Origin of the sequence: Haemophilus sp. CCUG 66565, assembly GCF_001679495.1 — a bacterium.
Taxonomy (GTDB): Bacteria; Pseudomonadota; Gammaproteobacteria; order Enterobacterales; family Pasteurellaceae; genus Haemophilus; species Haemophilus haemolyticus_K.
The window spans coordinates 73,081-98,732 of record NZ_LZOX01000002.1 but is presented as its reverse complement, the minus strand read 5'-3'; the positions used below and the strand labels follow the sequence as shown (position 1 = coordinate 98,732).

Annotated in this window: 34 protein-coding genes, 1 other RNA gene and 1 pseudogene; 19 read left to right on the top strand and 17 right to left on the bottom strand. The window is 38.5% G+C overall.

Annotated elements, in window-relative coordinates:
- Positions 1-14: 14 nt before the first annotated feature.
- The 7 genes from A9501_RS01840 to A9501_RS01810 all read right to left on the bottom strand — a co-directional run bounded on the left by A9501_RS01840 (position 15) and on the right by A9501_RS01810 (position 5,572).
- Complete coding sequence (locus A9501_RS01840; protein WP_065264705.1) at positions 15-818, bottom strand: SirB1 family protein; 804 nt, start codon at positions 816-818, stop codon at positions 15-17.
- Positions 818-1,696, bottom strand: a complete 879-nt coding sequence (gene prmC, locus A9501_RS01835; protein ID WP_065264704.1) for a peptide chain release factor N(5)-glutamine methyltransferase — start codon at positions 1,694-1,696, stop codon at positions 818-820. Before prmC ends, A9501_RS01840 begins: the two co-directional genes overlap by 1 nt.
- Positions 1,696-2,136, bottom strand: coding sequence for an RDD family protein (locus A9501_RS01830; RefSeq protein WP_065264703.1), 441 nt, complete (start codon positions 2,134-2,136; stop codon positions 1,696-1,698). Before A9501_RS01830 ends, prmC begins: the two co-directional genes overlap by 1 nt.
- Before the next feature lie 52 nt (positions 2,137-2,188).
- Positions 2,189-3,271: a peptide chain release factor 1 gene (gene prfA, locus A9501_RS01825; RefSeq protein WP_032803489.1), complete on the bottom strand. Its 1,083-nt coding sequence runs from the start codon at positions 3,269-3,271 to the stop codon at positions 2,189-2,191.
- A 93-nt stretch (positions 3,272-3,364) separates the two neighbouring features.
- Positions 3,365-3,901: an elongation factor P hydroxylase gene (locus tag A9501_RS01820; RefSeq protein ID WP_065264702.1), complete on the bottom strand. Its 537-nt coding sequence runs from the start codon at positions 3,899-3,901 to the stop codon at positions 3,365-3,367.
- 32 nt (positions 3,902-3,933) lie between these two features.
- Positions 3,934-5,001, bottom strand: a complete 1,068-nt coding sequence (gene dinB, locus A9501_RS01815) for a DNA polymerase IV (protein WP_065264701.1) — start codon at positions 4,999-5,001, stop codon at positions 3,934-3,936.
- A 67-nt stretch (positions 5,002-5,068) separates the two neighbouring features.
- Positions 5,069-5,572: a hypothetical protein gene (locus A9501_RS01810; RefSeq protein WP_065264700.1), complete on the bottom strand. Its 504-nt coding sequence runs from the start codon at positions 5,570-5,572 to the stop codon at positions 5,069-5,071.
- 105 nt (positions 5,573-5,677) lie between these two features.
- Here A9501_RS01810 and ssrA point away from each other — a divergent pair.
- Together ssrA and A9501_RS01800 are read left to right on the top strand one after the other, a co-directional pair.
- Positions 5,678-6,043, top strand: a transfer-messenger RNA (tmRNA) gene (ssrA, locus tag A9501_RS01805).
- Between the two features lie 169 nt (positions 6,044-6,212).
- Entirely contained in the window at positions 6,213-6,593 is a 381-nt protein-coding gene (locus A9501_RS01800; protein WP_065264699.1) for a pyrimidine dimer DNA glycosylase/endonuclease V, read from the top strand.
- A gap of 203 nt (positions 6,594-6,796) precedes the next feature.
- On the opposite strand, the gene hypE is transcribed toward A9501_RS01800, so the two are convergent.
- The 8 genes from hypE to A9501_RS01760 form a co-directional block, all read right to left on the bottom strand.
- Positions 6,797-7,810 (bottom strand): hydrogenase expression/formation protein HypE, encoded by a 1,014-nt coding sequence (gene hypE, locus A9501_RS01795; protein WP_065264698.1) that lies wholly within the window; start codon positions 7,808-7,810, stop codon positions 6,797-6,799.
- Between the two features lies 1 nt (position 7,811).
- Positions 7,812-8,924 carry a hydrogenase formation protein HypD gene (gene hypD, locus A9501_RS01790; protein ID WP_005644830.1) on the bottom strand — a complete coding sequence of 371 codons (1,113 nt, stop codon included), beginning with the start codon at positions 8,922-8,924 and terminating at the stop codon, positions 7,812-7,814.
- Between the two features lie 3 nt (positions 8,925-8,927).
- The gene (gene hypB, locus A9501_RS01785) at positions 8,928-9,737 is read right to left on the bottom strand and encodes a hydrogenase nickel incorporation protein HypB (protein WP_083071874.1); all 810 of its coding nucleotides are present in this window, start codon (positions 9,735-9,737) and stop codon (positions 8,928-8,930) included.
- 147 nt (positions 9,738-9,884) lie between these two features.
- Complete coding sequence (locus tag A9501_RS01780) at positions 9,885-10,502, bottom strand: energy-coupling factor ABC transporter ATP-binding protein (RefSeq protein WP_065264697.1); 618 nt, start codon at positions 10,500-10,502, stop codon at positions 9,885-9,887.
- A gap of 1 nt (position 10,503) precedes the next feature.
- On the bottom strand, positions 10,504-11,136 hold the full coding sequence (locus tag A9501_RS01775) for an energy-coupling factor transporter transmembrane component T family protein (RefSeq protein WP_065264696.1): 633 nt from the start codon (positions 11,134-11,136) through the stop codon (positions 10,504-10,506).
- Positions 11,136-11,756 carry a cobalt transporter CbiM gene (gene cbiM / locus A9501_RS01770; RefSeq protein WP_005638017.1) on the bottom strand — a complete coding sequence of 207 codons (621 nt, stop codon included), beginning with the start codon at positions 11,754-11,756 and terminating at the stop codon, positions 11,136-11,138. The genes A9501_RS01775 and cbiM overlap by 1 nt, the downstream gene beginning before the upstream one ends.
- Positions 11,756-12,241, bottom strand: a complete 486-nt coding sequence (locus tag A9501_RS01765; RefSeq protein WP_065264695.1) for a hypothetical protein — start codon at positions 12,239-12,241, stop codon at positions 11,756-11,758. The genes cbiM and A9501_RS01765 overlap by 1 nt, the downstream gene beginning before the upstream one ends.
- 12 nt (positions 12,242-12,253) lie before the next feature.
- The gene (locus A9501_RS01760; protein ID WP_065264694.1) at positions 12,254-12,937 is read right to left on the bottom strand and encodes a DUF4198 domain-containing protein; all 684 of its coding nucleotides are present in this window, start codon (positions 12,935-12,937) and stop codon (positions 12,254-12,256) included.
- Between the two features lie 95 nt (positions 12,938-13,032).
- Between A9501_RS01760 and A9501_RS01755 the strand changes: the two genes are divergently transcribed.
- Positions 13,033-13,440 carry a Cd(II)/Pb(II)-responsive transcriptional regulator gene (locus tag A9501_RS01755; protein ID WP_005633867.1) on the top strand — a complete coding sequence of 136 codons (408 nt, stop codon included), beginning with the start codon at positions 13,033-13,035 and terminating at the stop codon, positions 13,438-13,440.
- A 13-nt stretch (positions 13,441-13,453) separates the two neighbouring features.
- On the opposite strand, the gene A9501_RS01750 is transcribed toward A9501_RS01755, so the two are convergent.
- Positions 13,454-13,996 carry a tetratricopeptide repeat protein gene (locus tag A9501_RS01750; RefSeq protein WP_065264693.1) on the bottom strand — a complete coding sequence of 181 codons (543 nt, stop codon included), beginning with the start codon at positions 13,994-13,996 and terminating at the stop codon, positions 13,454-13,456.
- Positions 13,997-14,713 (bottom strand): YwiC-like family protein, encoded by a 717-nt coding sequence (locus A9501_RS01745; RefSeq protein ID WP_065264692.1) that lies wholly within the window; start codon positions 14,711-14,713, stop codon positions 13,997-13,999.
- 112 nt (positions 14,714-14,825) lie between these two features.
- On the opposite strand from A9501_RS01745, the gene A9501_RS01740 reads away from it, so the two are divergent.
- From A9501_RS01740 to A9501_RS01675, 16 genes and pseudogenes are all read left to right on the top strand, one after another.
- Positions 14,826-15,176, top strand: coding sequence for a RidA family protein (locus tag A9501_RS01740; RefSeq protein ID WP_065264691.1), 351 nt, complete (start codon positions 14,826-14,828; stop codon positions 15,174-15,176).
- Positions 15,177-15,205: 29 nt separating this feature from the next.
- Positions 15,206-15,610 (top strand): YhcB family protein, encoded by a 405-nt coding sequence (locus A9501_RS01735; protein WP_065264690.1) that lies wholly within the window; start codon positions 15,206-15,208, stop codon positions 15,608-15,610.
- A gap of 636 nt (positions 15,611-16,246) precedes the next feature.
- Positions 16,247-16,645, top strand: coding sequence for a phage tail terminator protein (gene gpU, locus A9501_RS01730; protein ID WP_065264689.1), 399 nt, complete (start codon positions 16,247-16,249; stop codon positions 16,643-16,645).
- A 9-nt stretch (positions 16,646-16,654) separates the two neighbouring features.
- Positions 16,655-17,845, top strand: a complete 1,191-nt coding sequence (locus A9501_RS01725) for a phage major capsid protein (RefSeq protein WP_065264688.1) — start codon at positions 16,655-16,657, stop codon at positions 17,843-17,845.
- A gap of 45 nt (positions 17,846-17,890) precedes the next feature.
- On the top strand, positions 17,891-18,457 hold the full coding sequence (locus tag A9501_RS01720; protein WP_065264687.1) for an HK97 family phage prohead protease: 567 nt from the start codon (positions 17,891-17,893) through the stop codon (positions 18,455-18,457).
- Position 18,458: 1 nt separating this feature from the next.
- Positions 18,459-19,691: a phage portal protein gene (locus tag A9501_RS01715; RefSeq protein ID WP_065264686.1), complete on the top strand. Its 1,233-nt coding sequence runs from the start codon at positions 18,459-18,461 to the stop codon at positions 19,689-19,691.
- Entirely contained in the window at positions 19,675-20,019 is a 345-nt protein-coding gene (locus A9501_RS01710; protein ID WP_065264685.1) for a phage head closure protein, read from the top strand. Before A9501_RS01715 ends, A9501_RS01710 begins: the two co-directional genes overlap by 17 nt.
- Entirely contained in the window at positions 20,006-20,314 is a 309-nt protein-coding gene (locus A9501_RS01705) for a head-tail connector protein (protein WP_005633852.1), read from the top strand. The genes A9501_RS01710 and A9501_RS01705 overlap by 14 nt, the downstream gene beginning before the upstream one ends.
- A 16-nt stretch (positions 20,315-20,330) precedes the next feature.
- Complete coding sequence (locus A9501_RS09465) at positions 20,331-20,687, top strand: HNH endonuclease signature motif containing protein (RefSeq protein WP_083071873.1); 357 nt, start codon at positions 20,331-20,333, stop codon at positions 20,685-20,687.
- Positions 20,688-20,916: 229 nt separating this feature from the next.
- Positions 20,917-21,291, top strand: coding sequence for a phage terminase small subunit P27 family (locus A9501_RS01700; protein WP_005626376.1), 375 nt, complete (start codon positions 20,917-20,919; stop codon positions 21,289-21,291).
- Between the two features lie 7 nt (positions 21,292-21,298).
- Positions 21,299-22,966 (top strand): annotated as a pseudogene (locus tag A9501_RS01695) (terminase large subunit).
- Positions 22,967-22,981: 15 nt separating this feature from the next.
- Positions 22,982-23,449: an HK97-gp10 family putative phage morphogenesis protein gene (locus A9501_RS01690; protein ID WP_065264684.1), complete on the top strand. Its 468-nt coding sequence runs from the start codon at positions 22,982-22,984 to the stop codon at positions 23,447-23,449.
- Positions 23,450-23,723: 274 nt separating this feature from the next.
- On the top strand, positions 23,724-24,104 hold the full coding sequence (locus A9501_RS01685; protein ID WP_065264683.1) for a hypothetical protein: 381 nt from the start codon (positions 23,724-23,726) through the stop codon (positions 24,102-24,104).
- Between the two features lie 107 nt (positions 24,105-24,211).
- Positions 24,212-24,688, top strand: a complete 477-nt coding sequence (locus A9501_RS09790) for a hypothetical protein (RefSeq protein ID WP_257006471.1) — start codon at positions 24,212-24,214, stop codon at positions 24,686-24,688.
- Positions 24,689-24,835: 147 nt separating this feature from the next.
- On the top strand, positions 24,836-25,216 hold the full coding sequence (locus A9501_RS09785; protein ID WP_257006470.1) for a hypothetical protein: 381 nt from the start codon (positions 24,836-24,838) through the stop codon (positions 25,214-25,216).
- A gap of 143 nt (positions 25,217-25,359) precedes the next feature.
- On the top strand, positions 25,360-25,563 hold the full coding sequence (locus tag A9501_RS01675) for a helix-turn-helix transcriptional regulator (RefSeq protein WP_049362943.1): 204 nt from the start codon (positions 25,360-25,362) through the stop codon (positions 25,561-25,563).
- The last annotated feature ends 89 nt before the right edge of the window (positions 25,564-25,652 follow it).

Here is a 25,652-nt window from a genome sequence, read left to right as displayed (position 1 = left end):
AAATTTTCCTTAAATCAATGGAGGGGAAAAGTATCTTTATCAATCTCGCCCTTAAGTTCTAAAAGTTGAGTTCGGATTAAAGCCGCAGTTGGGTCTTCCGGACAACGTTCCACAAAAAATTCTAAATCTTTCAATGCTGAAGGATAGGCACCCATCTGAGCTAAAACTAAACCGCGATCGCGGATATGATAAGGATCTTCATCATTGCCAATCAGTAAATTCTCAATATAACGGTATGCCATGTCGTTATGCTCTTCGCGGATGAGCGAATTCTTCGCCAGTTGCTCAAAACGAGAATAAAGCAAAGAAAGATCGGCTCTATCAAGTTCTTCAGCTTGAATTTGCACACCAAAACCAAATGCCCCTTCATAAAGTTGCTGTAATTTTTCTTGCGATATATAAGTGCCATCCCAAGGATCAATAAAAGCCACTTCATCTCTTACTTCGGCACGTAAAATGAGCTGTGTTGGGAAATTTACCGGGTAAATCGGCAAATCCAATACCTCGGCTAAATAAAGCACAATTGCCCCAAGCGTCACTGGCATTCCTTGGCGGTGCTCCAACACATAAGGCAAATATAAATTACGCGCGTAGAAATACTCTTCTGAATCACAATGAAAGCCCCAATCACCATAAAATAGCTGTAGTAACTGATGAATCTGCTCTTCTTTCGGCCAATCTGGCGAAATTTCTTTACGCGCTCGACGCACAAACCCACCGATTTTTCCCCGAAGTTGCGCTTCTGATGTGCCATCATCTGAGATGGTATTATAAAAATGCACAAATTGATCGTATAACGCACGTCGATAATATTTCATTACTTCTTCCAAAAACCTAAAGTGACGCGCTCATTGTCGCCATAATCACGCACGGTTTCAACCATTTCCCAATGATTTTCTTGGAAAATTGACCGCACTTTTTCGCCTTGTTGCCATCCATGCTCAAGTAATAATACGCCATTAGAATTCAAATAACTCGGTGCTAATTCAATAATATGACGTAAATCAGCATACCCCGCATCATTGGCAACTAATGCAGAAAGGGGTTCAAAACGCACATCACCTTGACGTAAATGTTCATCTTGAGCATCAATATAAGGCGGATTACTAACAATAAGATCAAACTGCCCTGTTATATTTTCAAACCAACGACTCTGCAAAAATTGCACATTTAACTTATTTCTTTCTGCATTAAATTGAGCTAACGCCACAACATCAGGAATAAGATCAACACCAATGATTTCTAATGAAATCGGCTGTTTTTGACAAATAGAGGAAAGCTCCGAGGCTAATGCTAACGCGATAGCGCCTGTACCGGTGCCAAGATCAAGAATACGAAAGTGCGGTGGATTTTCTTGTAATTTTTCTAAAGCAATTTGTAATGCCTTTTCCACTAAAATTTCAGTATCTGGTCTTGGAATTAAGGTGCCTTTTGAGACATTTAACGGCAACGACCAAAATTCTTTTTCACCAAGAATATAAGCGATAGGTTCGCCTTTTAGACGACGATCTAAAAGTGCGGTCAATTTTAACCGCACTTTTTCATCAATCTCGGTATCATCAAAAGCAAGGATTTGCGTACGCGATTTGCCAGTAGCATGTTGAAGAAGCACAAGCGCATCAATTTTACTATTTTCAGTGGGATTTTTTTGTGCCAAATCCGCAATCGCTTGTGCCAGCCATTCTTTATAATTCATTATTTTTCGTCTTTTAACACAATTGTGCCAGCCAATAAATCAGTTAAAGAACGACGATCATCGCGCACGAGTGCAACAATACCGCTAATAATTAATAAGAAACTCGTCCACGCCAATAAAATATCAATAATCTCACGACCTATGTATTTACCAAATTCAACAGGTTGATTAGTATGATAATTAAATACACGCAAACCTAACCAGCGTTTTGCCATTGTTTGACCATAAGTTTTCATGAAATATAACTGAAAACCAGCATATACAATCGTCCCCACTACACCGGCAAAATCACCCAATGCAAAACCGAGACCAACCATCACCCAAAGCACAAGCCCATTAATCATACTTGCAAGCCAACGTTTAAAACGGCTCGCTTGAGCAGGTTGAGAAGGCTTGAAAGCAGAAGAAAATTCAGCATCTTTTTGATTTTCAATGATCATTTTATTTCCCTGTAAAGTTAAAAAGGACATCTGAAATCAGATGCCCCTATCATTAATTCTGTTCAGACAATGCCGCCAACTGATCCGCTTGATATTCGGTAATAATCGGCTGAATCAGTTCATCAATTTTACCATTCATCACTTCATCCAAACGGTAAATAGTGAGATTGATACGGTGATCTGTGACTCGACCTTGCGGATAATTATATGTACGAATTTTATCAGAACGATCGCCCGAGCCTAATAAGTTACGGCGCATATCTGTTTGTTCTGCAGCTTGGCGTTCTTGCTCTGCTTGAACAATACGTGACGCTAATACTGACATTGCTTTCGCTTTATTTTTGTGCTGTGAACGCTCATCCTGACATTCCACAACAATACCTGTTGGAATATGTGTAATACGCACCGCAGAATCTGTTGTATTTACGTGCTGACCACCAGCGCCTGATGAGCGATAAGTATCAATACGTAAATCTGCAGGATTAATTTCTGGCATTTCCGATTCCGGTAATTCCGGCATCACGGCAACTGTACAAGCAGAGGTATGAATACGCCCTTGTGATTCAGTTTTTGGTACACGTTGCACACGATGACCGCCAGACTCAAACTTCAACTGACCATACACACCTTCGCCAGTGACTTTAACAATCACCTCTTTATAACCGCCTTGCTCACTTTCGTTAGCACTTAGCATTTCTACACGCCAGCGTTTACTTTCAGCATAACGGCTATACATGCGGAATAAATCACCGGCAAAAATACCCGCTTCATCACCGCCTGTTCCCGCACGGATTTCTAAATAGCAGTTATATTCATCATTAGGATCTTTCGGCAGTAAAAGAATTTGAAGTTGTTGTTCCACTTCTTCAATTTCCGCTTTGGATTCTTCGATTTCCATTTGCGCCATTTCTTTCATTTCAGGATCGTCGAGCAATATTTCAGCTTCTTCAATATTTTGATTTAATTGCGTCCAGCGATTAAAACATTTCACCACTTCTTCAAGTTGAGAATATTCTTTAGAATATGCACGGAATTTATCCTGATCACTAATTACAGAAACATCGCCCAATAAGGCTTCTAGCTCTTCATAACGTTCTTTTAAACTTTCTAATTTTGCAATAATGGAATCTTTCATCATTTGTAAGTCACCGAAAATAAAATCGGCGTATTCTAGCCGATTTTAGGGAAAATTGACAGTGTCAAAAGTGCGGTTAAAAATCGCCGCTTTTTAAATACGTGTTACATCAAATTTACTTAAATCAATACAATCTTCTGTGCCATAAAAAATAGCAAGGGCATGGCGTAACGTTTCAGCTCGTTTTGGTAAACCTTTTTCCGCATAGATTTTCACTTGTTCATACACGGCTTGTTTAAAAGGCTGTGTATCGCCTGGATTGCCATTCAAATTATCCGCACTGGCAAAATAACGAAAACCTGCCGCCGTTGCCAAAATCCATTCTAATGCTTGCGGTTTAACTTCCACTTTTTCAAAATCACGCTGGCGTTCTTCAGAACGTCCATCTGGCTCATACCAATAACCAAAATCTTCTAGTTTACGACGTTCTTTGCCTGCCACTAACCAATGGGCGATTTCGTGCAAGGCACTGCTGTAAAATCCTCGCGCAAAATAAATCGCGTTATAAGGCACGTCATCATTTGCGGGTAAATAAATGGGTTCTTCACCGCCTTTGACTAAGCGAGTGTTGTATTCCTCTTCAAAACATTGATTAAAAATTGCAATAATATCTTCTAATTTATGTTCCATGGTATCGACTCCTAAAAAACCGCGAGATTATATCACCAGAGGCTCATTTGTTCTTGTTTATTTTCTTCAGGTAAATTGACATGTAGCCCAATTAAACGAATCGATCGCCCTTTTGCTCGCATAAAAATTTGAGGAAGTAATTGTTGAAAACTTTTCAAAGAAAGTGACAACCCCGTTTTCTCTAAAGTAGTTACTTGAAAATCTTCAAATTTAAGCTTTATGCCGATTTTACGAAATGCAGATAACGGTATATTACGGCTAACACGCTCAAGACGATGAATTAGCTCTTGATAAAGATTATTCAATAAGGCTGAAGCTTGCTCAATTGTGTGAATGTTTTCAAGCAAAGTTTGTTCTACGCCAACTGATTTACGTTCACGATGAGCTTGTACTTCACGATCATCAATGCCGTGGCTAAAATCCCAAATACGTTTACCCGCTTTACCAAATTGATTTAATAAGACGATTTGATCAAAGGTTTGAATGTCAGCACAAGTTTCTAATCCCATATCGAGTAATCGTTGTGATGTCACTTTACCCACACCAGGGATTTTATTTAAAGATAAGGTTTTAATAAATTCCTCGACTTCATTAGGCTTAATCACAAATTGCCCATTAGGTTTATTCATATCCGAAGCGATTTTAGCAAGAAATTTTAAAGGCGCCACACCTGCGGAGGCAGTTAAATTCAACTCATCAAAAATTGCTTGGCGGATTTCTTGTGCGATCCAAGTAGCTGAGCCAGAACATTTTTGACAGTGCGTGACATCTAAATAAGCTTCATCTAAAGAAAGTGGTTCAATAATATCAGTGTAACGCTGGAAGATTTGATGAATTTGTGCCGAAACTTGTTTATACAACGCCATATTCACGGGCACGAGAATGAGATTAGGACACTTTTTTATGGCTTGAGCCGTTGGCATTGCACTATGCAAACCAAATTTTCTCGCCTCATAATTACAAGTTGTTAATACGCCACGTTGACGAGAAGAACCACCTACAGCAACAGGCCTTCCCTGCAAATTAGGATTTTCACGAATCTCAATTGATGCGTAAAAACAATCCATATCAATGTGAATAATTTTTTTATCTTGTAACATAAAAAAAAAGTGCAGTTAAATTTTATTTAGTATAACCACACTTTAATTACTGTTCAAGCATACATATTTAATTATCAGAAACGACTTTCTTATCTTTAAACATGACTGAACGTTCAATTTTATAAACATGAATAGGTTCTTGTGTATTCATAAAAATTGAACGGTATTTTTCATCAATTTGAGTAAATGGAATTTGTAAATTGATTGTTAGTGTCTTACCTGGCAATAAGGTATTTTCTAATTCTATTTGCATATCTTGGCTATGCACAACTTGACGATTATGCACATACACACTCATCCATTGAATATTTTGAATCGGGAATTCACTTTTATTCGTAATGGTATATTTAAAGCGAGAAAGCGCTTGACCATCCTCACCTACAACAATATCTCTATCGCCAACATCAATAGAAATAGTATAGTTAACATACTTAGGGTAGCTTTTTTCTGCAGTTGCAGTTTTTTCTACACTTTTAGGTTTTTCCTTTGAAGCATTTTCTTTTGCAATTGCAGAAGAAATTGAACAACTAGCTACAAACAAAGCCAGCACTAAATATTTAAAAAATGACATTATTTTCTCCTATAAAAAACGCCGAAATTTTACCCTAACACACGCATTTAATAAATACCGCCCTTTTTCTTCTGCTTGTTTTTTGTTAGACTAGTCCACAATTTTGGGGCTGATTCTGGATTCGACGGGATTAGCGAAGCCCAAGGTGCACGTCGAGGTGCGGTAGGCCTCGTAAATAAACCGCAAAAAAATAGTCGCAAACGACGAACAATACGCTTTAGCAGCTTAATAACCTGCATTTAGCCTTCGCGCCCCAGCTTCCGCTCGTAAGACGGGGATAACGCGGAGTCAAACCAAAACGAGATCGTGTGGAAGCCACCGTTTGAGGATCGAAACACTAAATTGAATCAAACTAGCTTAAGTTTAGCGTGTCTGTCCGCATGCTTAAGTGAAATTAAAGACTAGACTAAACGTGTAGTGCTGAAGGTAGAGTAATTTCGGACGGGGGTTCAACTCCCCCCAGCTCCACCACCCCTTTGTTTTTCCTCTTCTAAGTTTTCAATAAAAGCAATAATTTAGTTTTTCTACTCACCTTAGTTTTAGTAACTGCTACCTTGTTATTACCTAGTACATTATTAGCGGAATCACTCATATTCGTTACTCGATGGGATATGGATATGAAATAATAAAGAGAGATTTTATGACCAGAATTAACCTTGTTCCTCCTGCTGAACTTTGCGATCAGCATCTATTAGCGGAACATAGAGAGCTAACACGGATTCCAAATGCTGTTGCGAAAGGAAAATTTAGCTTAAAAGGGCAGCCTGAAGATTATAAATTAGGCGAAGGACATGTACGATTTTTCTTTAATAAACTTGCGTTTTTAAAGCAACGTTACAACCTATTGCATGAAGAGTGTCTTGCTCGTGGTTTCAATGTACAATATTTTTGGGCAGAGGAGCTACCAGATGATCCTAATCTTTGGCAAAATTATTCGCCCACAGAAAATGCTTTAGCATTAAACCGTGAGCGAATTGCATTGCGTATGCCAGTAAAAGCACGATTTACCGCAAGAAAATAAAGCCCAGAAAGGGCTGTATCCCCCATTATAATCAGCACCTACACCAACCATTGTAGTCTCTATAGTGCGGTAGCCTTCTGTACCATTTGGGGAAAAATCGTCAGTCATGGATAAACTACTCTAGCTGTTCTAGGGTATTTTTGCTAAGTTGAGCAATCACTTCACCTATTTAATTTTTCTAAAGTATTGATTTTATCTAATCATTAACAAATTCGTGGCAATGGTTCATTTGTTGGTAAATCTAACAATCGACTTTGTCCAAAAATGCCCACTAAACGCACTTTTTTATCGGTTGTCACTTCACCAATTACAGCCGCATTTTCACCTAATGGATGACGACGAAGTGCGGTCAAAATTTCTGGTGTTTTTTCAGCTGAAGCAACGATAACAAGCTTTCCTTCATTAGCGAAGTTTAATGCTTCAAGACCAAGTAATTCACAAATTCCGCGCACTTCTTGGCGAATTGGTAAGGCTTGTTCATCAATGTTCATGCCTAGCTGTTGCGCCTGTGCAAATTCATGCAAAACAGCATTGACTCCCCCACGGGTCGCATCTCGAACTGCTTTCACGCCATATACTTCACGTAAATTTTCAATCAATGGATAAAGCACGGCGCAATCACTGTGAAGATCCGTTTGGATACCCAGTTTTTCACGTAAATTTAAGATTGTTGCGCCATGATCCCCAATGGTGCCGCTAACAATGATTTTATCGCCTGCTTGAATTTTATGAACACCCCAATCCAAATTTTGAGGAATAACACCAATTCCACTGGTATTGATAAAAATCTTATCCACTGCCCCTTTCTGTACCACTTTTGTATCGCCAGTAACAACCTGAATGCCTGCTGCTTTTGCGGTTTCAGCCATTGATTGAATAATTGCTTTAAGATCCGCAAGTGGCAATCCTTCTTCCAAAATAAAGCCACAGGATAAATATTTTGGTATCGCCCCGCACACAGCCACATCATTTGCCGTGCCGCACACTGCTAATTTTCCTATATTACCACCAGGGAAAAAAATGGGATCAATGACAAAACTATCTGTACTAAATGACAGTGTTTCGCCTTGCTTTGCTAATTCGGTTAATGGAATTCTTGCCTGATCTTCCCCTTGCGCCAAAATAGGATTAGCAAAGGCTTCAACAAAATAATCTTGAATCAATTTTTGCATGGCAGCACCACCATTGCCGTGCGCCATAGTGATAAATTCGCTCATTTTATTCTCTCCGATATTGATAATAGGCTGCACATGCGCCTTCGGAAGAAACCATTAATGCGCCATAAGCATTATCAGGATTACAACCTGTGCCAAATAATGGGCAATCAGATGGTTTACAACGCCCAGTCAAGACATCGCCACAACGAGAATTAGGATCATCCGCCACCTGCTGTGCTTGGCTTTGGAAATAAATTTCGGCATCAAATTCACGATAAGCTTCCGTCAATTCCACACCGGATTGTTCAATTTCCCCTAAGCCACGCCATTCACTGCTTGCTTTAAGCTGGAATACTTCTTGCATTGAACGTTGGGCTAAAGCATTTCCGTGATCATCAACAATTCGTTTATATTGATTTTCGATTTCACAACGACCATCAACAAATTGCTGCACTAACATCACAATCGCCTGCAAAATATCCAAAGGTTCAAAACCGGTAATCACGAAAGGTTTGTGATATTTATCGACAATCCCTTGATAAGGCGATGAACCAATCACCATACTCACATGCCCTGGCGCAAGAAAACCATCAATTTTGACTTGATCTTGTGCTAGCAAGCTATGTAACGTTGGAATAATCGTGATGTTTTGGCAAACAATCCAGAAATTTTTTGTTCCTAGTTTTTTGGCTTGCTGAAGCGTTACTGCCGTGCTCGGCATTGTCGTTTCAAATCCTAAGGAAAAAAAGACGACTTTTTTATTCGGATTATTTTGTGCAATATTCAATGCATCCAAAGGTGAATACACAATGCGAACATCTGCGCCTTTCGCTTTTGCTTCTAAAAGCGAACCTTTGCGGCCTTTCACCCGCATTGCATCACCAAAAGTACAGAAAATGACATCAGGTTTCAGCGCAATTTCAATACAGACATCAATACGCCCCATCGGAAGCACACAGACAGGGCAACCCGGGCCATGAATAAATTCGATACTTTTTGGCAATAGCCGATCCAACCCAAATTTAAAAATCGTATGAGTATGCCCGCCACACACTTCCATTAAATACAATGGATTCTGCGCCGTAAAGTGCGGCATTTTTTCCATCAATTTTTCAAGTTGCGCCACTAAACTACGGGCAAGTTCAGGATCGCGAAATTCATCAACAAATCGCATTGATTATCCTTGTTTACGTTGTTGTTCTAGCCAATTTAACCACTCGCTAAGACCTTGTTCAGTGGTAGCGGAAAGTTGAATCACTTCAATATTGGGATTCACACGTTTCGCATTGGCAATGCACTGTTCTACATCAAATTTCAAATGAGGTAATAAATCCACTTTATTTAAAATCATTAAACTGGATGCGGCAAACATGTGAGGATATTTAAGTGGTTTATCTTCGCCTTCTGTCACTGATAAAATCACCACTTTCGCTTTTTCACCAAGATCAAATTCAGATGGACAAACTAAATTTCCCACATTTTCGATAAACATAATGCTGTCAGCTTGAGGTCTTAATTTCACCATTGCTTCGCTAATCATCTGCGCATCTAAATGACAACCTTTGCCTGTATTTACTTGAATAGCCGGCACGCCAGTAGCACGAATACGATCTGCATCATTTTCAGTTTGTTGATCGCCTTCGATTACATAACAAGTGCGGTCTTTTTTGAGGGCATTTAGCGTCGTCGTTAAAAGGGTGGTTTTACCTGAACCCGGACTCGATACAAGATTCAAGGCTAAAATATGTTGTTTAGCAAAGAATGCTCGGTTGTGATCCGCTAGTTGATTATTTTTTCCGAGAACATCTTGTTCGATTTTTAACAAACGTTTTTGTGTGTCGTCTGCATCGACTGGTTTATTGAAATGAAATGTTGAATGTGAAAAGTTTGGCGTACCTGATTGATGACTTCCTTGATCATCATGAGTATGAGGCAATTCACCAATACGGACTTGCTCTGGATGTCCGCAGCCACAGGTTGTACACATAAATCCTCCGTTTTAATGTGCTTATTTGGGCTGAGGTTTCAAACTGACTTTTAACAGAAATAATGTTTAAAACACTCAAAGCCCTTAGCGTTGTCAACAAATTTGCAACAAGCATAGCACAATCAAAATTCGGCTTTTTGATGAAGATCATAAACTGATAATTTCTGTGGCTAATTCGTTAATAAATCCATGATGATGGGATGAAATCAAAATGGGTAAGGAAAGTTCACGCAAAAGTGCGGTCAATTTTTCAGTATTTTTTCGATCTAATCCATTGGTGGGTTCATCTAATAATAAAATTTTTGGCTGCATCGCTAAAACACCTGCAAGTGCGGTGAAATTTTTCTCACCGCCAGATAAGGTATGTACCATACGATCTTTTAAACGTGTGATACCAAGACGTTCTAATTGCTGCTCTGCGATATGATACGCCTGCTCTCTGGGCACATTTTGATTTAATGGTCCAAAGGCAATATCATCCAACACTGTTGGGCCAAAAAGTTGATCATCGGCATTTTGAAAACAAATACCAATAGTGCCTCGAAACGGTGCGAAATCTTTTTCTTCACGACAAACTTGGCCAAATAATTGAATTTCACCTTTGGTTACGGGAACAAATCCCAACAAAGCAAGCAGTAAAGTGGTTTTTCCTGAGCCAATTTCCCCTTGTACGAAAAGACGTTTTTGTCCTTCTAAGGTAAAACTCAAATCTTGAATAATCGCTCTACCATTGCGTTCTATATAAAGATTATTTACAGCTAACATGTTATTTTTCTCTCTTTTTGCCAAACTGAAAACCACGACATTTTAACGCCATTTGCGCCGTTTCAGCTTTCAACAGGGCATGAATCAATAATAAAGCGACACTTTGAGCGGTCACATAAAGGGTTCGGCGATTAAGACCAGGACGAAATCCACGAGCGCGCATAGCAATATCCATTTTTTGACGCAATTCGCCAAGCAGTGCAATGTAACGTACGGTCAGTACAAAAAGTTGAATTAATTTTTCTGGCAAAGGCAATTTACCAATGGCTTGAACAAGCACCGCATCATTAATATTCCACAAAAAAAGCCAAAGAGAAATCAGCAATAAATGAGTCCGTAAACTTAACTTTTCTGCTAATTCTATACCTTGAAAATTGAGTTCAATGCCATTTTCTCCAATTTTCCAACTTAATGTCGCCCACATTAAAGCAATAAAAATGATTAAAGCGAACCAACGTTTAAGATAGGGCAAAAAAGATTTTTGACTAAACTGCAGTGAAATAAAAAAGAGAAAAACTGCAAGCGCATTAAGGGGGATAAGCCAAGTGAGATCACTCAATCCACTAATGATTAACCCCCAGATAAACAGATAAATCAACCTAAAGTGCGGTTGAAATAAGTGATGAATTTTCATTAAGAGACATTCTCGGTACGATTCATGACTTCAGGATACATTTTACCAAGCAAGGTAATCACCCCTACGCTGATAATACTATCCAAAATAAATACCGGAATATGAGAGACTAGCAAGAGCCAAACAAGATTCAGATAACTTTTTCCACCATCTAACATCAGCACAAAAGAAGCAAGCGCACCTGCCCCGCCAACGCCAATTACGCCAGATCCAATACCGACTAATAAGCGATCTTTTAAAGCCATGTGAGGTTGTAAACGAGAACGGAAAAGATAATGAGCGATCACCGCTGGCGTCGCCATCACACAAAGATTGACGCCTAACACTGCAAATCCACCAAAAGAAAAGAAGATAACTTGCAATAAAAGTGCGATAAGAAACGCAGGAAATACAGCCCACCCAAGGAATAAACCAGCCATGCCATTTAAAATTAAATGAACGCTACCAATTCCTACGGGCACATGAATGGTTCCTGCCACAAAAAATGCAGCCGCAAAAAGTGCAGTGAGCGGTAAACGTTCTGATTCTAAACGGCGCAACCCCACAGCAATGCCTGCAACAGCAAGCACTGCGCCAGCTAATAAAATAGGCGTATGTAACACGCCTTCAGATAAATGCATTAAATACGTCCTTGTTTAATTTTACGCACATTACGTAAAGCAATGAGTCCAGCAATACCAACGATATAACCGATTCCGCCTAAAATATCATGCAAATAAATTTTATCTTTTAAATGCGCAATATCTTCACGAAGCAGCATTAAATCTGCACCGCTTTGATTTTCGGCAGATGTATGAGCGGCAACAACTGACGCACGGTGTCCTTCCTCGCCTTCCACCACAACTTTTAAGGTTGTATGTGGCACATCAGCAATAGAAAGCTTAAATGCGCCTTGGCGGTCAGTTTTTCCAGTTAAAACGGGATCAGAAACACCTGAGCGGAAAACTTCTAAATAAGTTTCAGCCGCAGGGGTCATATCAGAATAATAGGATTTGCCAGAGAGTGTTTGCCCATCATATTGGGCAAACACATAAAGCGCATGGGCATAAGCATTCGGGAGATAGCAAGCCGCAAAAAGTGCGGTTAAAAAAACAATTTTCTTCATCCCAAATCCATATTATTGCGCATCAAAAGTTAACATATATTCTACAGAGCGACGATCGTAATCAGCATTATTTGTTACTTTTTCCTCAAACTCTGCCCATACTTTGTTGAAGCCTTTAACTGGCGTAAATTGAGCAATACCTTTTTCATTAGTTAAATTGAACGGTGCATCTTCACTCACGCCCACTTTAATGCCTTGAACTGGTTTACCGTTATGTAAAACAAGGATAGAAAGTGGTTTGTTCGCCTGTGCTTTTTCTTGAGGAATCAATTCGTAAGCTTGTTGATGAGATTTGAAAGATTCAGCATCCCATTTCAAAATCGCTTTACCAAATTTAACAGGATTGGTACTAAACTCTGCTGTTGGTTCTTCACGTTTTGTTTTTTCAACGTATTTACCGCTTGGTAATTTTGACCATACACCATTATCGAAATGAACAAATACTAAATCTGATTTAGGCATAAGATAGGCTTCGCCATTTCTGAATTGGTAATCAACGGCAGTTAATTTTCCTTGCGCATTTAAAGCTTGAATAGATTTAAGTTTAGATTCTGGATAGGTTTCAGTTTGTTCATGTCCAAATTTCACCACGTATTCACCTTGGGCTGAAGCAGGTTCAAGCCAAACATTGTGTGCGTTAGCAACAGACATACCTAAAAGTGCGGTTAATCCCACTGCGATTTTTTTTAATTCCATTTTGGATACTCCTTGTTTGTTTTTGTTTAAGAAAATCTGAACGCATGATAAAATATGAAGTAACTTTAGAGTCAAGTCATTTTTTAAGGAAATTGATGAAAATTGGAGCACTTGCTAAAGCCCTAGGCTGTACCGTAGAAACCATTCGTTATTATGAACAACAAGGTTTAATCCCGCCCCCAAAACGCACTTCAGGCAATTTTCGGCAATATAATGAAGAACACTTGCAACGCCTATCATTTATTTGTAACTGCCGAAATTTAGATATTTCATTAAGTGAAATAAAAAGCCTACTCAATTTAGAAAATGCCTCAAAACAACAAGCAGAAGAAATAAATCGTGTGTTAGACAAACATATTAAAGAGGTGGCAACACGAATTCACGAACTCGCCCATTTGCGGATGAAATTAATTGAATTACGTGAAAAAACAGTCTCGAATGATGAAGATCCAATGAAATTGCTATTGCAACATAGTGGCGTGAAATTTGTGCGATTAAAATAACCGCACTTTTAGATTATGGCTGACTAGATAAACGCTGTTTTGCTTCCTTATTGCCTAATTCAGCGGCTTTCTTCAGCCATTCCAATGATTTTTCAGGTTGGTTTTGTGAGCGATAAATATTACTTAGCATCATCATTCCATCCGTATCTTTAGCTCGAGCTGTGCGTTCAAAAAGCTTAATGGCTTGCTCTGTATTTTGTTTGACGTAATCGCCACGTAGATACATAACACCAAGGTTATTTAGCCCTTTCACGCTGCCCTTCTCTGCCGCTTCGCTAAACCACCAATAAGCCTTTTCATAGTCTCTCACCGTGCCACGCCCAAGGTTATATAACATGCCTAGATTGCTTTGAGCGGTGATATTTCCTTCCAACGCCATCGGATACATAATATCGAAAACAGAGATCCATTGCTGTTTATTGGCCAAGTCTTGTGCCAAATTCATTCTTGCTTGATCATCCATTTTCGAACTCGCTGTAACATCAACAGTTTTCATCGCCCAAATAGGCAAGCTACAAGAAAGTAATACTGTATGAAAAAATAACTTCAGTTTCATTTATAAAGTTGCTATTAAAAGTAAAATAAAAAACACAGCAGTAATCGCAAATTCTGTTAGTCCAACTTGCATAACAGAAAGCTTTTTAGTGGGCAGATAAACCGCTCGCACTAATCCGGGAACAAAAGCTAATGCTAAAATAAATTGTTGTGAAATCACAAAAATTATCACACATAATAAGTGAAAAATCACTGACGCCCAAAAATAACGTGGATTTTTTCGTTCACGCATCATGGATTTCACATAAAGCGTTGTTCCAATAAAAAATAATGTTGGATAAATCGCCACCCAAAGTATTTTTTCATCAAAAGTGCGGTCAGAAAAATAATAAGATCCCATTCCAGCTAGAGCAAAAATTAAGATCCCCGCCAAGTCATTCCATAAGTTACGCTCATCTTTTTTCTTGGTGAAATAAATGTTCACCGCGACAAACGGCAGCATGGCAAACATAAAATACAGTACTTGCCAATTATAAATTAACGCGGGAATCGCAAAAATCACAGCGGCAACAAAATAAATCACAGACCATTTTTTGTATAACTCAAGATTTTTACCTTTAAATAAATTCAAAAAAGGATAAGTCATCAAATAAAGCGAAAACCATCCTAATAATAAAAATACGTGCGCCCATACAGGGTTAGCAAGTAACATGCCGTAAATAAAAGGCACCAATGCCATAACAATAGCGCCATGCTGATTAGAGATAAGCAGTTTCATAATGATTAAATAATTGAGAATAATTATCGGGTATTCTAGCCTAGTAAAGAGAATTTTACAAAGTGGTAAACGCTATTTAGAATAGAAGAAAATACCCCTAAAGGAGAATCCTATGACAATTCAACGCATTTTACCGAGTGCACGTTTAAGTGAAGTTTCAATTCATAACAACCTCGCCTATTTTGCAGGGCAAGTTCCAGAATTAACCATCGAGCAAAATGCCTACGAACAAACCAAAGAAGTATTAGGTTTAATTGATAAATTGTTAGCAGAAATTGGCTCCAATAAAAGCAACATTTTAACCGCGCAAATTTTCTTGGCAGATATGCAAGATTATGCAAAATTAAATCAAGCCTGGGATGAATGGGTCGATCATGTTAGCCCACCAAGTCGAGCGACAGTCGAAGCTAAATTAGCGGATTCTCGTTGGAAAGTTGAAATTGTTATTATTGCAACTTGTTAGTTTTTAAGCCAAATAAACAGGGGAATATTATGGAAAATTGGACCAATGAAATTTGGGTAGCGATTGGTATCGCTTTTCTTGTTGGATTATTTATTGGTTACATTATTGTGCATTTAACCAAAGCCTCCGTAAAACATCAAGCTGAAACAGAAGCTGAATTAAAAACAGTTAAAACCCAACTTGACACACAAAAAGCGCAAATCGAAAAACATTTTGCAGAAAGTGCTGAGTTATTCAAAACCCTCATTAGCGATTATCAAAAACTTTATCGCCACTATGCAACCTCCTCGAATAATTTACTGGGCGAAAAAGATCAAAAAGGTTTATTCACCCAACAGTTAATTACTGCAATAGATAAATCTCAAAATGAGCAGCCAAGAGATTATTCCGAGGGCGCATCAGGCTTATTTAAAGAAAATAAAGAAGAAAATTAAAAAAAGTGCGGCTAAAAATAGAAATGTTTTTAGCCGTTTTTATATAGAAACAATTTATTGTTCTCTTATACCACTTATAAAACCTAGATAAAACAAAACCCCACGATTAGTTTCGCGGGGTTATGAAAGGGTTAGATGGTGCACTAGCTGGACTCGAACATAATTTCAATACATTGATTTATAAGAATTATTTAAAACAACAAAAAATCTTGTTACTAAACTTGTTACTAAAAAACTTTTCATTGCAAATTTTCTATTCATTTCCAATACGATAACATAGCTTAACTTAAAAAATAATATTTTTATTATAAAAATGTCTCCACCTCTCCACTTCTATTAAAAAATATTAAAAAAAACCTTATTTATTATATATTTATAAAAGTGGACACTATTTTTTAAAGTCTCCACTAGTCTCCACCTGTCTCCACTTATAAAAAATAGATAACTTCCTATCTTAAATTATCTTTTCAAACCCAAAATCACCTAAAAAAATCACTGAATAAAATATTTCACTCAACGTATCTAATTGTATCTAAACTATTGAAATTTAAGGTATTTACTTTATATTTTTTGTATATATATTGTTCTATGGGCTTTTTATAAGCCCTCTTAATTAAGAACAAATAAGGGTAAAAAATGCTTATACATGAAAAAATTAGAGATGAAGTAATTGAAAGATTAAAACCTGCTCTTTCAAGCCAAGTTAAACGTTTTTATAGCGGCCGCATCCTTGGGTTAAATCCTTCTGAACAATGTCCTGCTATTTCTGTTTATTTAGAAGATATTAGTTTAGATCAAACTTGCCTTTGTGATAGTGAATTAAATGCAACACTCAATATTGCTATTTATTTAAAACCTCACTCTGGCGAAGATGAATTAGATAATATTGCAGAGTTAATTCGAAATACTATTTATAACAGCGAATTAAAATCTGTTCTTAATATTTCATTAAAGAGTTATGACTATAACTATGATGAAGAACAAGCTGCATGGATTTCATCAGTTCTTCAATTTGATATTAACTATGATGAATAAGGACAAATTATGCTTAAAAAATTAATCGAGTTACGCCAACAAAAGGCAGAAAAAGTCGCAGAAATGCGTGCAATGCTTGATAAAGCAGAAAAAGAAAATCGTTCATTGGATGAAGCTGAATCAGTAGATTTTGATAAATTGAAAGATTTAGTGAAACAGTTGAGTGATGAAATCAGTAAATACGAAACCGTAGCAGATGAAGAACGTAATCTTGGTGCGCAATCTAACCCATTAGAAACTCGCAGCACGAAACAATTTTCAAATGATGAATTGCGCCATTACATTAAAACCGGTGAACTTCGCAATTTAACTACGGCTAACGGTGAAGATGGCGGTTATTCAGTTATCCCGCAATTAGACAAAGAGGTCATGAAACGCTTAACTGATGATAGCGTCATGCGCCAGCTTTGTAATGTCGTTCGCTTGCCTATCGGTGCGAAAGAATACAAAAAATTAGTATCTGCTGGTGGTGCAACCGTTGAACATGGCACAGAAGGCGCAGCACGCAACGGCACAGCAACCCCGAAACTGCACGAAGTAACCATTGCATTAAATTCAATCTATGCTTATCCAAAAACTACTCAAGAAATTTTGGACTTCTCCAGCATTGATGTTTTAGGTTGGCTCACTGATGAAATCACGGAGACCTTCACTGAAACAGAAGAAGTAGATTTAACCTCTGGTGATGGTAACAAAAAATCAAAAGGTTTATTGACCTACGAACGCACAACTGAAAACGATAAAGTGCGCCCATTCGGCAAACTTCAAAAAATTGAAGTAGCGGGTGCGGCAAAAATTGAGGCAGACACTTTAATCGATGCGTTCTATACCCTTCACAGTAAATACCGCAAAAATGCCGTATGGGTGATGTCATCAACCATTGCAGCAGCATTACAAAAACTCAAAAACAAAAATGGCGATTACATTTGGCGCGATGGTTTAACAACCGATGCGCCCGCTACATTATTAGGCCGTCCAGTTTACTTCTTAGAGACAATGCCGACAGGTGGTGCAAATCAAGCAGTTATTGCCTTTGGTGATTTCAAACGAGGTTACTTCATTGTCGATCATGAAACAGGCGTACGAACTCGACCAGACAACTTAACCGAGCCAGGATTCTATAAAGTCCACACCGATAAATATTTGGGTGGTGGAGTGGTAGATTCCAACGCAATTAAAGTGATTGAGACAACGGCATAAATCATAGAGGGGCATAAGCCCCTTTTTTTGCTTAATAGGTGAAAAATGAAGAAAGAATTTGAAATCCGCTCTGCAACAATTTCAACGGATGAAGAGAATCAAAAGCTCGTTGGTTATGCGGTCAAATGGAACAGCCCTTCACAAGTGCTTTACTGTGATTTTGTAGAATCCTTTGCGCCTAAAGCATTCAGTGAAAGTTTAGCCAGTGGCGAAGATGTTCGCGCACTCTTTGAACACGACTACACCAAGTTACTCGGTCGCACTAGTGCGGGAACATTAAAACTAGAAGAAGATTCAATCGGCTTGCGTTTTGAATTAACACCACCTGATACCACCTTAGGGCGTGATTTGTTGGTAAGTGTTGAACGCGGCGATATTAGCGGAATGTCTTTCGGCTTTTGGGCTAAAGAAGAAACATGGAATTTTGATGTAGAGCCTTGCCAACGAACCGTACAAAAAGCCGAACTCTTTGAAATTACCGTAACAAGCATTCCCGCCTATCCTGAAAGTAGCGTAGAAATTGCTAAGCGTTCGATGGTCGCTGCCAAAGAAAAAACACAGAAACACTCTACCGCACTTTTGAAACAGTGGCTTGATGTGATGGAGGCTTAATATGTGGAATCCTTTTAGACGAAAAGAGCAACGTAGCGAGCCAACCTCAATCGAAGAGCTTTTATCTTACATGGGCGTAAACAATACAGGTGCGGGCGAATTTGTCAGTCCACAAACTGCAGAATCGTTACCTGCCGTGATGAATGCCGTTACCGTCATTTCAGAGGCGGTCGCATCAATGCCTTGTTATCTATACGCACTAAAAGAAGATGGCCGAGAAAGGATCTATCGTCATCCTGTTGAATATCTTCTCAATGAAATGCCAAACCGCAGCCAAACACCGTATCAATTCAAAAATACGATGATGCGCCATTGTTTGCTAAATGGTAACGCTTATGCCGTGATTGAGTGGAATAACAAAGGCGAACCAATAAGCCTTACTCCCTATCAACCAAGTGCGGTAAATATCTTCCGTAAAGTAACGGGTGAATATATTTATCAAATCACAGACTTAAACGGGGTAACAAAAAACTATCTTCAAGATGAGATTTTACATTTACGCCATAGTTCTATTGATGGATTTATGGGGCGTTCTCCGATAACAGTTTGCCGTGAAACGGTCGGATTAGGTTTAGCTCAACAACGCCATGGCGCAGCCATTATGAAAAACGGATTGATGGCAAGCGGGCTTATCTCAACGGCAGAATGGTTAGATGATGCAAAAGCTCAGAAAGCCGTCAAAGCTCTTGAGCGTTACAAGGGGGCAAAGAATGCGGGTAAAACGCCTATTCTTGAAGGCTCAATGGAATATAAACAATTAGGCATGACAAACCAAGATGCAGAATGGTTAGCCAGTCGCACATTCACAATTTCTGATATAGCCCGAATCTACAATATTAGCCCGATTTTCTTACAAGATTATTCTAATAGTAGCTATGCGAATTTCAGTGAGGCAAGCCGCGCATTTCTTTCTCAAACCTTACGCCCCTGGCTTACTAACTTTGAACAACAACTCAAAGATGCCTTGATGATTGATTTAGGCAGCAACAGCAAGAAACGTTACTTAATCGAATTTGATACAAGCGACTTATTGCGCACCAGTCAAAGCGAACGTTTCAGTAGCTATGATGTGGCAATCAAAGCGGGTGTAATGTCTCCAAATGAAGTTCGCCGCCGTGAAGGTTTACCGCCTTATGGAGGTGGAGATGAATTTAGCCAGGCTTGGAAGCAAACCGTAGAAGTTAAACGCGGTGATGAACAAGAACAGGGGGCAAGCAATGGCAGTGATGCTTAAGGCTGGCAAGTATAACAAGGTGATTGGTTTACAAAAGCAAGTAAACGAACAGAACGACTATGGCGGCATTGTGAGTAAATGGAGAACTATCTCTAATGTTCGAGCTGCAGTTGAGCCATTACAAGGTAGAGAGTTCTTCTCTGGGGCAGTGCCTCTAGGGGAGAACATTGTAAGGGTTAGGGTTCGTTATGGGATAGAAGTCGATCGCACTATGCGAGTGAAGTATGGCACAAGGCTGCTTGAGATAACCAATATCATAGACAGCAAGGAATCTCACCGTGAACTTCAACTAATCTGTAAGGAGTTATTAGGCAATGGCACAAATTGAACTAGAAGAAATTAAGCAACATTTAAATCTCGATCATGATTTAGATGATGCGTTACTCGAAACCTATAAGGTCGCTACATTGGAAGTATGCCAAAAGCATATAGGCAAAACCTTTGGTGATGAAGAAACAGAAAATACCGTTCCGTTTACGCCATCAATTAAAGTCGGCTGCTTAATGTATATTGCCTACCTTTACACAAACCGTGAGGCTATAACAGATTTAGCCAATCTTAAACAAGCACCCATGACGATTTCCGCATTATGGGAAGTCTATAGAGAGCCTTGCGCTTACTAAGGATTTAGTAACCGATATGCCTTATCAACCGTTAAGACGTTGTAGTTATCCAGGGTGTAGAAATAAAGTGAAGTCGGGCAGATGTGAAGAGCATAAGCCAAAGGACAACCGCCCAAACAGCAGCGCACGAGGTTACGATCACAAGTGGAGCAAATACCGCGAGCAATACTTAAAGCATCACCCTCTTTGCGTGATGTGCTTAGAAAAAGGTATCTACACGCCCGCTACAGTGATAGACCATATCAAGCGAGTTGAGAACGGACAAGCAGACCCGCTATTTTGGGTTGAATCTAACCATCAATCTTTATGCCGTGATTGCCATAGCTATAAAACACGAGTGATAGACCAACGCGGATTTGGTGCGAAGAAGTAAACCGTTTCTATATCGAAACAATTGAAGTATGGGCATATGTACACGGTTGAGTTGTAGTCATATGGTAACAACTGAGCTAACCAATCCAAATTTGGATTGGTATAAATTTTGAACAAAAGACGATTTGAACAGGTGGGGGGAGTTTTTGAAAGAAAGTGGCAAGCCTAAAGAACCGCCCGCCCCCTTTAATTTTTATGCAAGGAAATTTTTTTGAAAATAAGGAAACACAATGACAGCTAAAAAGAAGAATTTACACACCCCGCCAAGTTTTTTAGATCCGATTGCTAAATCAGTATGGAAAGAGCGCATCCCTCAACTTCTTGAACGTGGCGATATTCAAGATGCCGATTTAATTCACCTTGAGTTATATTGCGTGAACTATTCTCTTTTCCGTGCAGCCGTTGAAGATATTCACAAAAATGGCTTTTCAATCGTCAATAGCCAAGGCACACAGTCAAGAAATCCCGCATTATCCGCGAAAGCTGATGCAGAAAAAGTGATGGTGAAAATGTCCTCACTGTTAGGCTTTGATCCTGTTAGCCGTAGAAAAAATCCTGTTGAAGTTGATTCAACCGATATGATTGATGAAATCCTCACAATGTAGGCTAAATATGGCAATCTGGCACGAATACGCAGAGAAAATTCAATCAGGTGAAATAGTGGCTTGTAAGAAGATAAAACAAGCCGTAGCGCGTTATTTTAACGATTTAAACAACCCCGATTATTTCTTTGATCAAAGTGCGGTAGAAAAATTTATCGCTTTCTCGAAACTATGCCCACACGTTAAAGGACACTTGCGCGGTGAGCCGATTATTCTTTCAGATTGGCAAGTTTTTCTCTTTGCTAACATTCTCGGCTTTAAACGAAAAGATACAGGATTAAGAAAATATCGCTCTGCTTACGTTCAAGTGGCAAGAAAAAACGCCAAATCAACGGTAGCCGCTGTTTTAGCCAATTGGTTTTTGGTGATGGAAGGCGGCCAACAAGATATTTACACGGCAGCCGTGAGCCGAGACCAAGCCCGAATCGTTTTTGATGATGCGCGTCAAATGTGCTTACTTTCGCCTTTACTGAAAAAACGGCTCAACATTCAACAGCACAAACTCATCAACCCTAAAAATAACAGTATCATGCGCCCATTGGCTGCTAAATCTTCAACCATTGAAGGAACGAACCCAAGTCTCGCCATTGTGGATGAATATCACCTACACACGGACAACAGCGTCTATAGCGCATTAGAATTAGGACAAGGCGCACGCCCAGAAGGTTTGCTCTTTGCCATAACAACCGCGGGAAGTAACGTGATTTCGGCTTGTAAACAGCATTATGATTATTGCGCTCAAATCCTTGAAGGGAATGAGCAGAACGATAGCTTGTTCGTATTGATTTTTGAACTAGACGAAGAAAACGAAATCGACAAACAAGAGAACTGGATAAAAGCCAATCCCAATATTGGTAAATCCATTCCCTACCTTGATTTTGAGAACACGATTAAAAAAGCGAGGGGGATTCCTTCCGAATGGGTGGAAATGCTTACCAAGCGATTTAATGTATGATGTCAAGGTACAACCCCGTGGCTCGGCGAAGGAAACTGGGCGCAATGTGAACGGCAGTACACCGAAAGCGATTTACTTCACCAAGATTGCTATTTAGGACTGGATTTATCCAGCACCAATGACTTAACCAGCCTTTGCTATACCTTTCCACAAGGGAATAAAGTGCGGTTGGTTACTCGGCATTATATCCCCGAATTTCAACTTAATAACGTAGCAAATAAAAATCGTGCAATGTATCGAAACTGGGTGCGTAGTGGCTGGCTGATTGCAACAGAGGGCGACTGTATCGATTATGACAAAATCAGAGATGATATTTTGAAAGATGCACAACGTTTCAATATTAAGATGATTGGCTTTGACGTATGGAATGCAACTCACCTACGCACACAATTACAAGCGGCAGGGCTTGAGGTTGAGCCCTTCCCGCAAACCTATCAACGATTTAGCCCGGTGGCAAAAAGTGCAGAAGTGCTAATTAATAGACAGATGATAGAACATCATGGCGATCCAGTGCTTACCTGGGCGTTATCCAATGTGGTGATGGAAACTGATGCCAACGCCAACATTAAACCAAACAAGAAGAAAGCCGCAAACAAAATCGACCCAGCCGTAGCCTTTCTAATGTCATTCGGCACTTATCAACTTGAATATGGCGATTTGATTTTCGAGCTTTCAGATGAACACAAACACGCACTAGAACAATTTAATGGTATTGATTTATAACTACAGAGGGAAACTATGGCTGTTCAAATAAAAGGCTTAAGAGAACTTGAGCAAAACTTAAAAAAACTAAACAAGGATATAAACAAAGTCGCTGCAAAAGCAATTAGAAAAGGACTAAATAGCGCGGCCAAATCGATTGAAAAAACAATCAAGCCGAATGTTCCAACATTGAAAAGTAGCACTAATTTCCGACAAAAAGGAACAATTAAAAACAACGTTCGACATAAAACAAGGGTAGCCAAAGATGGCCTAAGCGGTATCACTGCAATTCGAGTTATGCGAACAAACGGCCGTAGAATGGCAAAAATTGGGGAAAATACAAAAGATAAATCAGATCCGTTTTACTGGTGGATGGTTGAATATGGCACAGTAAAAATGAAAGGTCGCCATTATATGGAAAAAGGCTTTAAATCTGGTGAGGCACAGGCTCTAAGAATTGCAAAAGAGGTTGCAGAAGAAGAATTAAAAAAAGCGTTCAAATAATAGAAAAGCCCGACATTTCACAATGTTGGGCTATTTTGTCTAAAAACTTACATGCAGGACGCGATTAGGCACTTGTAGATCGCAGCTCCTTAAAGTTTGCGGCAAACTTCCGAAAAAGTAAGCCGCTCACGTTTAGAAGACTTTGAAAATATTTCTAAATTCAAAGCGAGACTATTATAAAACTTTTCTGATGAACAAAAAATAGCCGTAGCTTAACGCATCTAAACTTTGATAAAATAGAACAAGAAATAAACAGAGAAACAAGGGGAAAAGTATGATTAAATCCGTTTTATCCGCATTTGGTTCATTTGTATTTTCTGCTTTAGATTTTTTGTTATTTTTAGCCATATTGCTTTTTGTTGGCTTGTTGGTTTTCATCTTTTGGCCAATATTAAAATGGCCTTTACTGGCTTTTCTAATAGGTGCGATCACCTTCTTTTGTTATCTAATATACAAGATAAAAGAAAAACCAAAACCGCTAGAACAAGACGAAACATTATCCGGCTGGGCGGAACAAGAATTACAGCGCCCTATCATTCAACGGATTTTACAAAAACAAGAGGAAAATAAACCGTTCATTAGCGGAACGATAACGCATATTGGAAATGACGGAAAAGAAACTCGATTAGGCAATATCACTATCCATTTAAAGTAAAGGAATAATTAATCAAATAAAGCGCATCTAGGGTAGCTCCCGAAAGCAAGAAACCTTATCTTGTTGGTGCGCTCCTACCAATAAGGACAAATGCGAAAGGGGCGTTTATGGTTAGTCAAAAATTCTTACCTAAAAAGGCATATTCAATTATCGATGCAGTTAAATATATATCGTTAAATTACAATATCAATATTTCAGAATACGATTTGTTAGAATATATTCAGTCAGGTGATTTGCAAGCCTCAATTCATCTTGATGGCAGAATAAATAAAATAGATAGAGTAAATAAGCGAGAAATTCCACATAATAAAACGCTAAATATTCGAAATGAAGAAATATTTTTACAATTCAACCAAAAGGACACAAAATCAAAAATAGAACATAATGAAGATTTTAATATTTATCAAATAAAACTAAACCATATTTATTTTAGTATTGATATTATATTAAATGATTGTTACTACCTCCCTGAATATTTTTCAGAAAATGATGAAATAAAGCTTTATACTGGAGAACTAGACCGTTTTAGAAATCTTGTTTTTAATGGCTACTTTCCTCTTTCTAAAGAGGTATTTGAACCATAAAACACAATAGAATTGATGGAGTGTGGTTATATAGACGAATTTCCTGATATTTATGTAAACACCTTTTCTGGGCTTTATCTTCATTTACCTATATGCGAAAACAGAACAGAACTGTATTTAGAAGATGTTTACATTATTCACGAGGATATGATTGAATTTTTAAAATTATTTTCCGTAATTGATGATAGCTATGAACAGCAAGAAGAAACTCAAAAATTAAAAAATCAAATTAGAGACAAGAATAAACAAATTGAAGAATTACAAAAACAGATAGAAAAGAATAGTAAAGTAAAAAAATCAACTGCATCAGAAAATAAGAAAAATGAATTTATTAAGGCTCTACTCCAAATCAAATATGGTGCAGAAGTCGCCGAGAATCCACGCCCACACGTTTACGATCCAAATGATAGCTATAAAGGCAAAGATGGCGTAATACAAAGAGATTTTGAATCAAAAGGGCTAACCAAGCATCTTCCTAGAGGGAAAACATTAAAAAGCTGGGTAAGTTCAGTTGAATTAGATAACTAATTATCCCTAAATCCGGAAAATTCTGGAAAAATCTGGAAATTTCCAGTTTATCAAATCTTCCTTCCTAAAATACCTATCGTTCGAACAACTCAACGGAATAGGACGCTATTCCACAGTGTTAAACAAACGATAGGTATTTTCTTATGAATCTAAATTTAAATCCAAACCAAAAACTAATCTCTGGTGAAACCGCTTGCCATATTGTTGGCTTTGGCCGCACCAAACTCAACTTGCTTGTAAAAGCTAAAAAATTTCCTCAACCGATCCGCTTTTCACAAAACTTTGTCCGCTGGGATTTAGAAGAAGTGAATCAATGGATTGAAGAACAGAAGGCTGCACGTGCTTAATAGAAAAAACGCCATAGTGAGGAAAAAAGAAACTATGGCGTAAATAGAAACGTATTTGAAACAACCAATTAAATTCAAACAGGAAATGA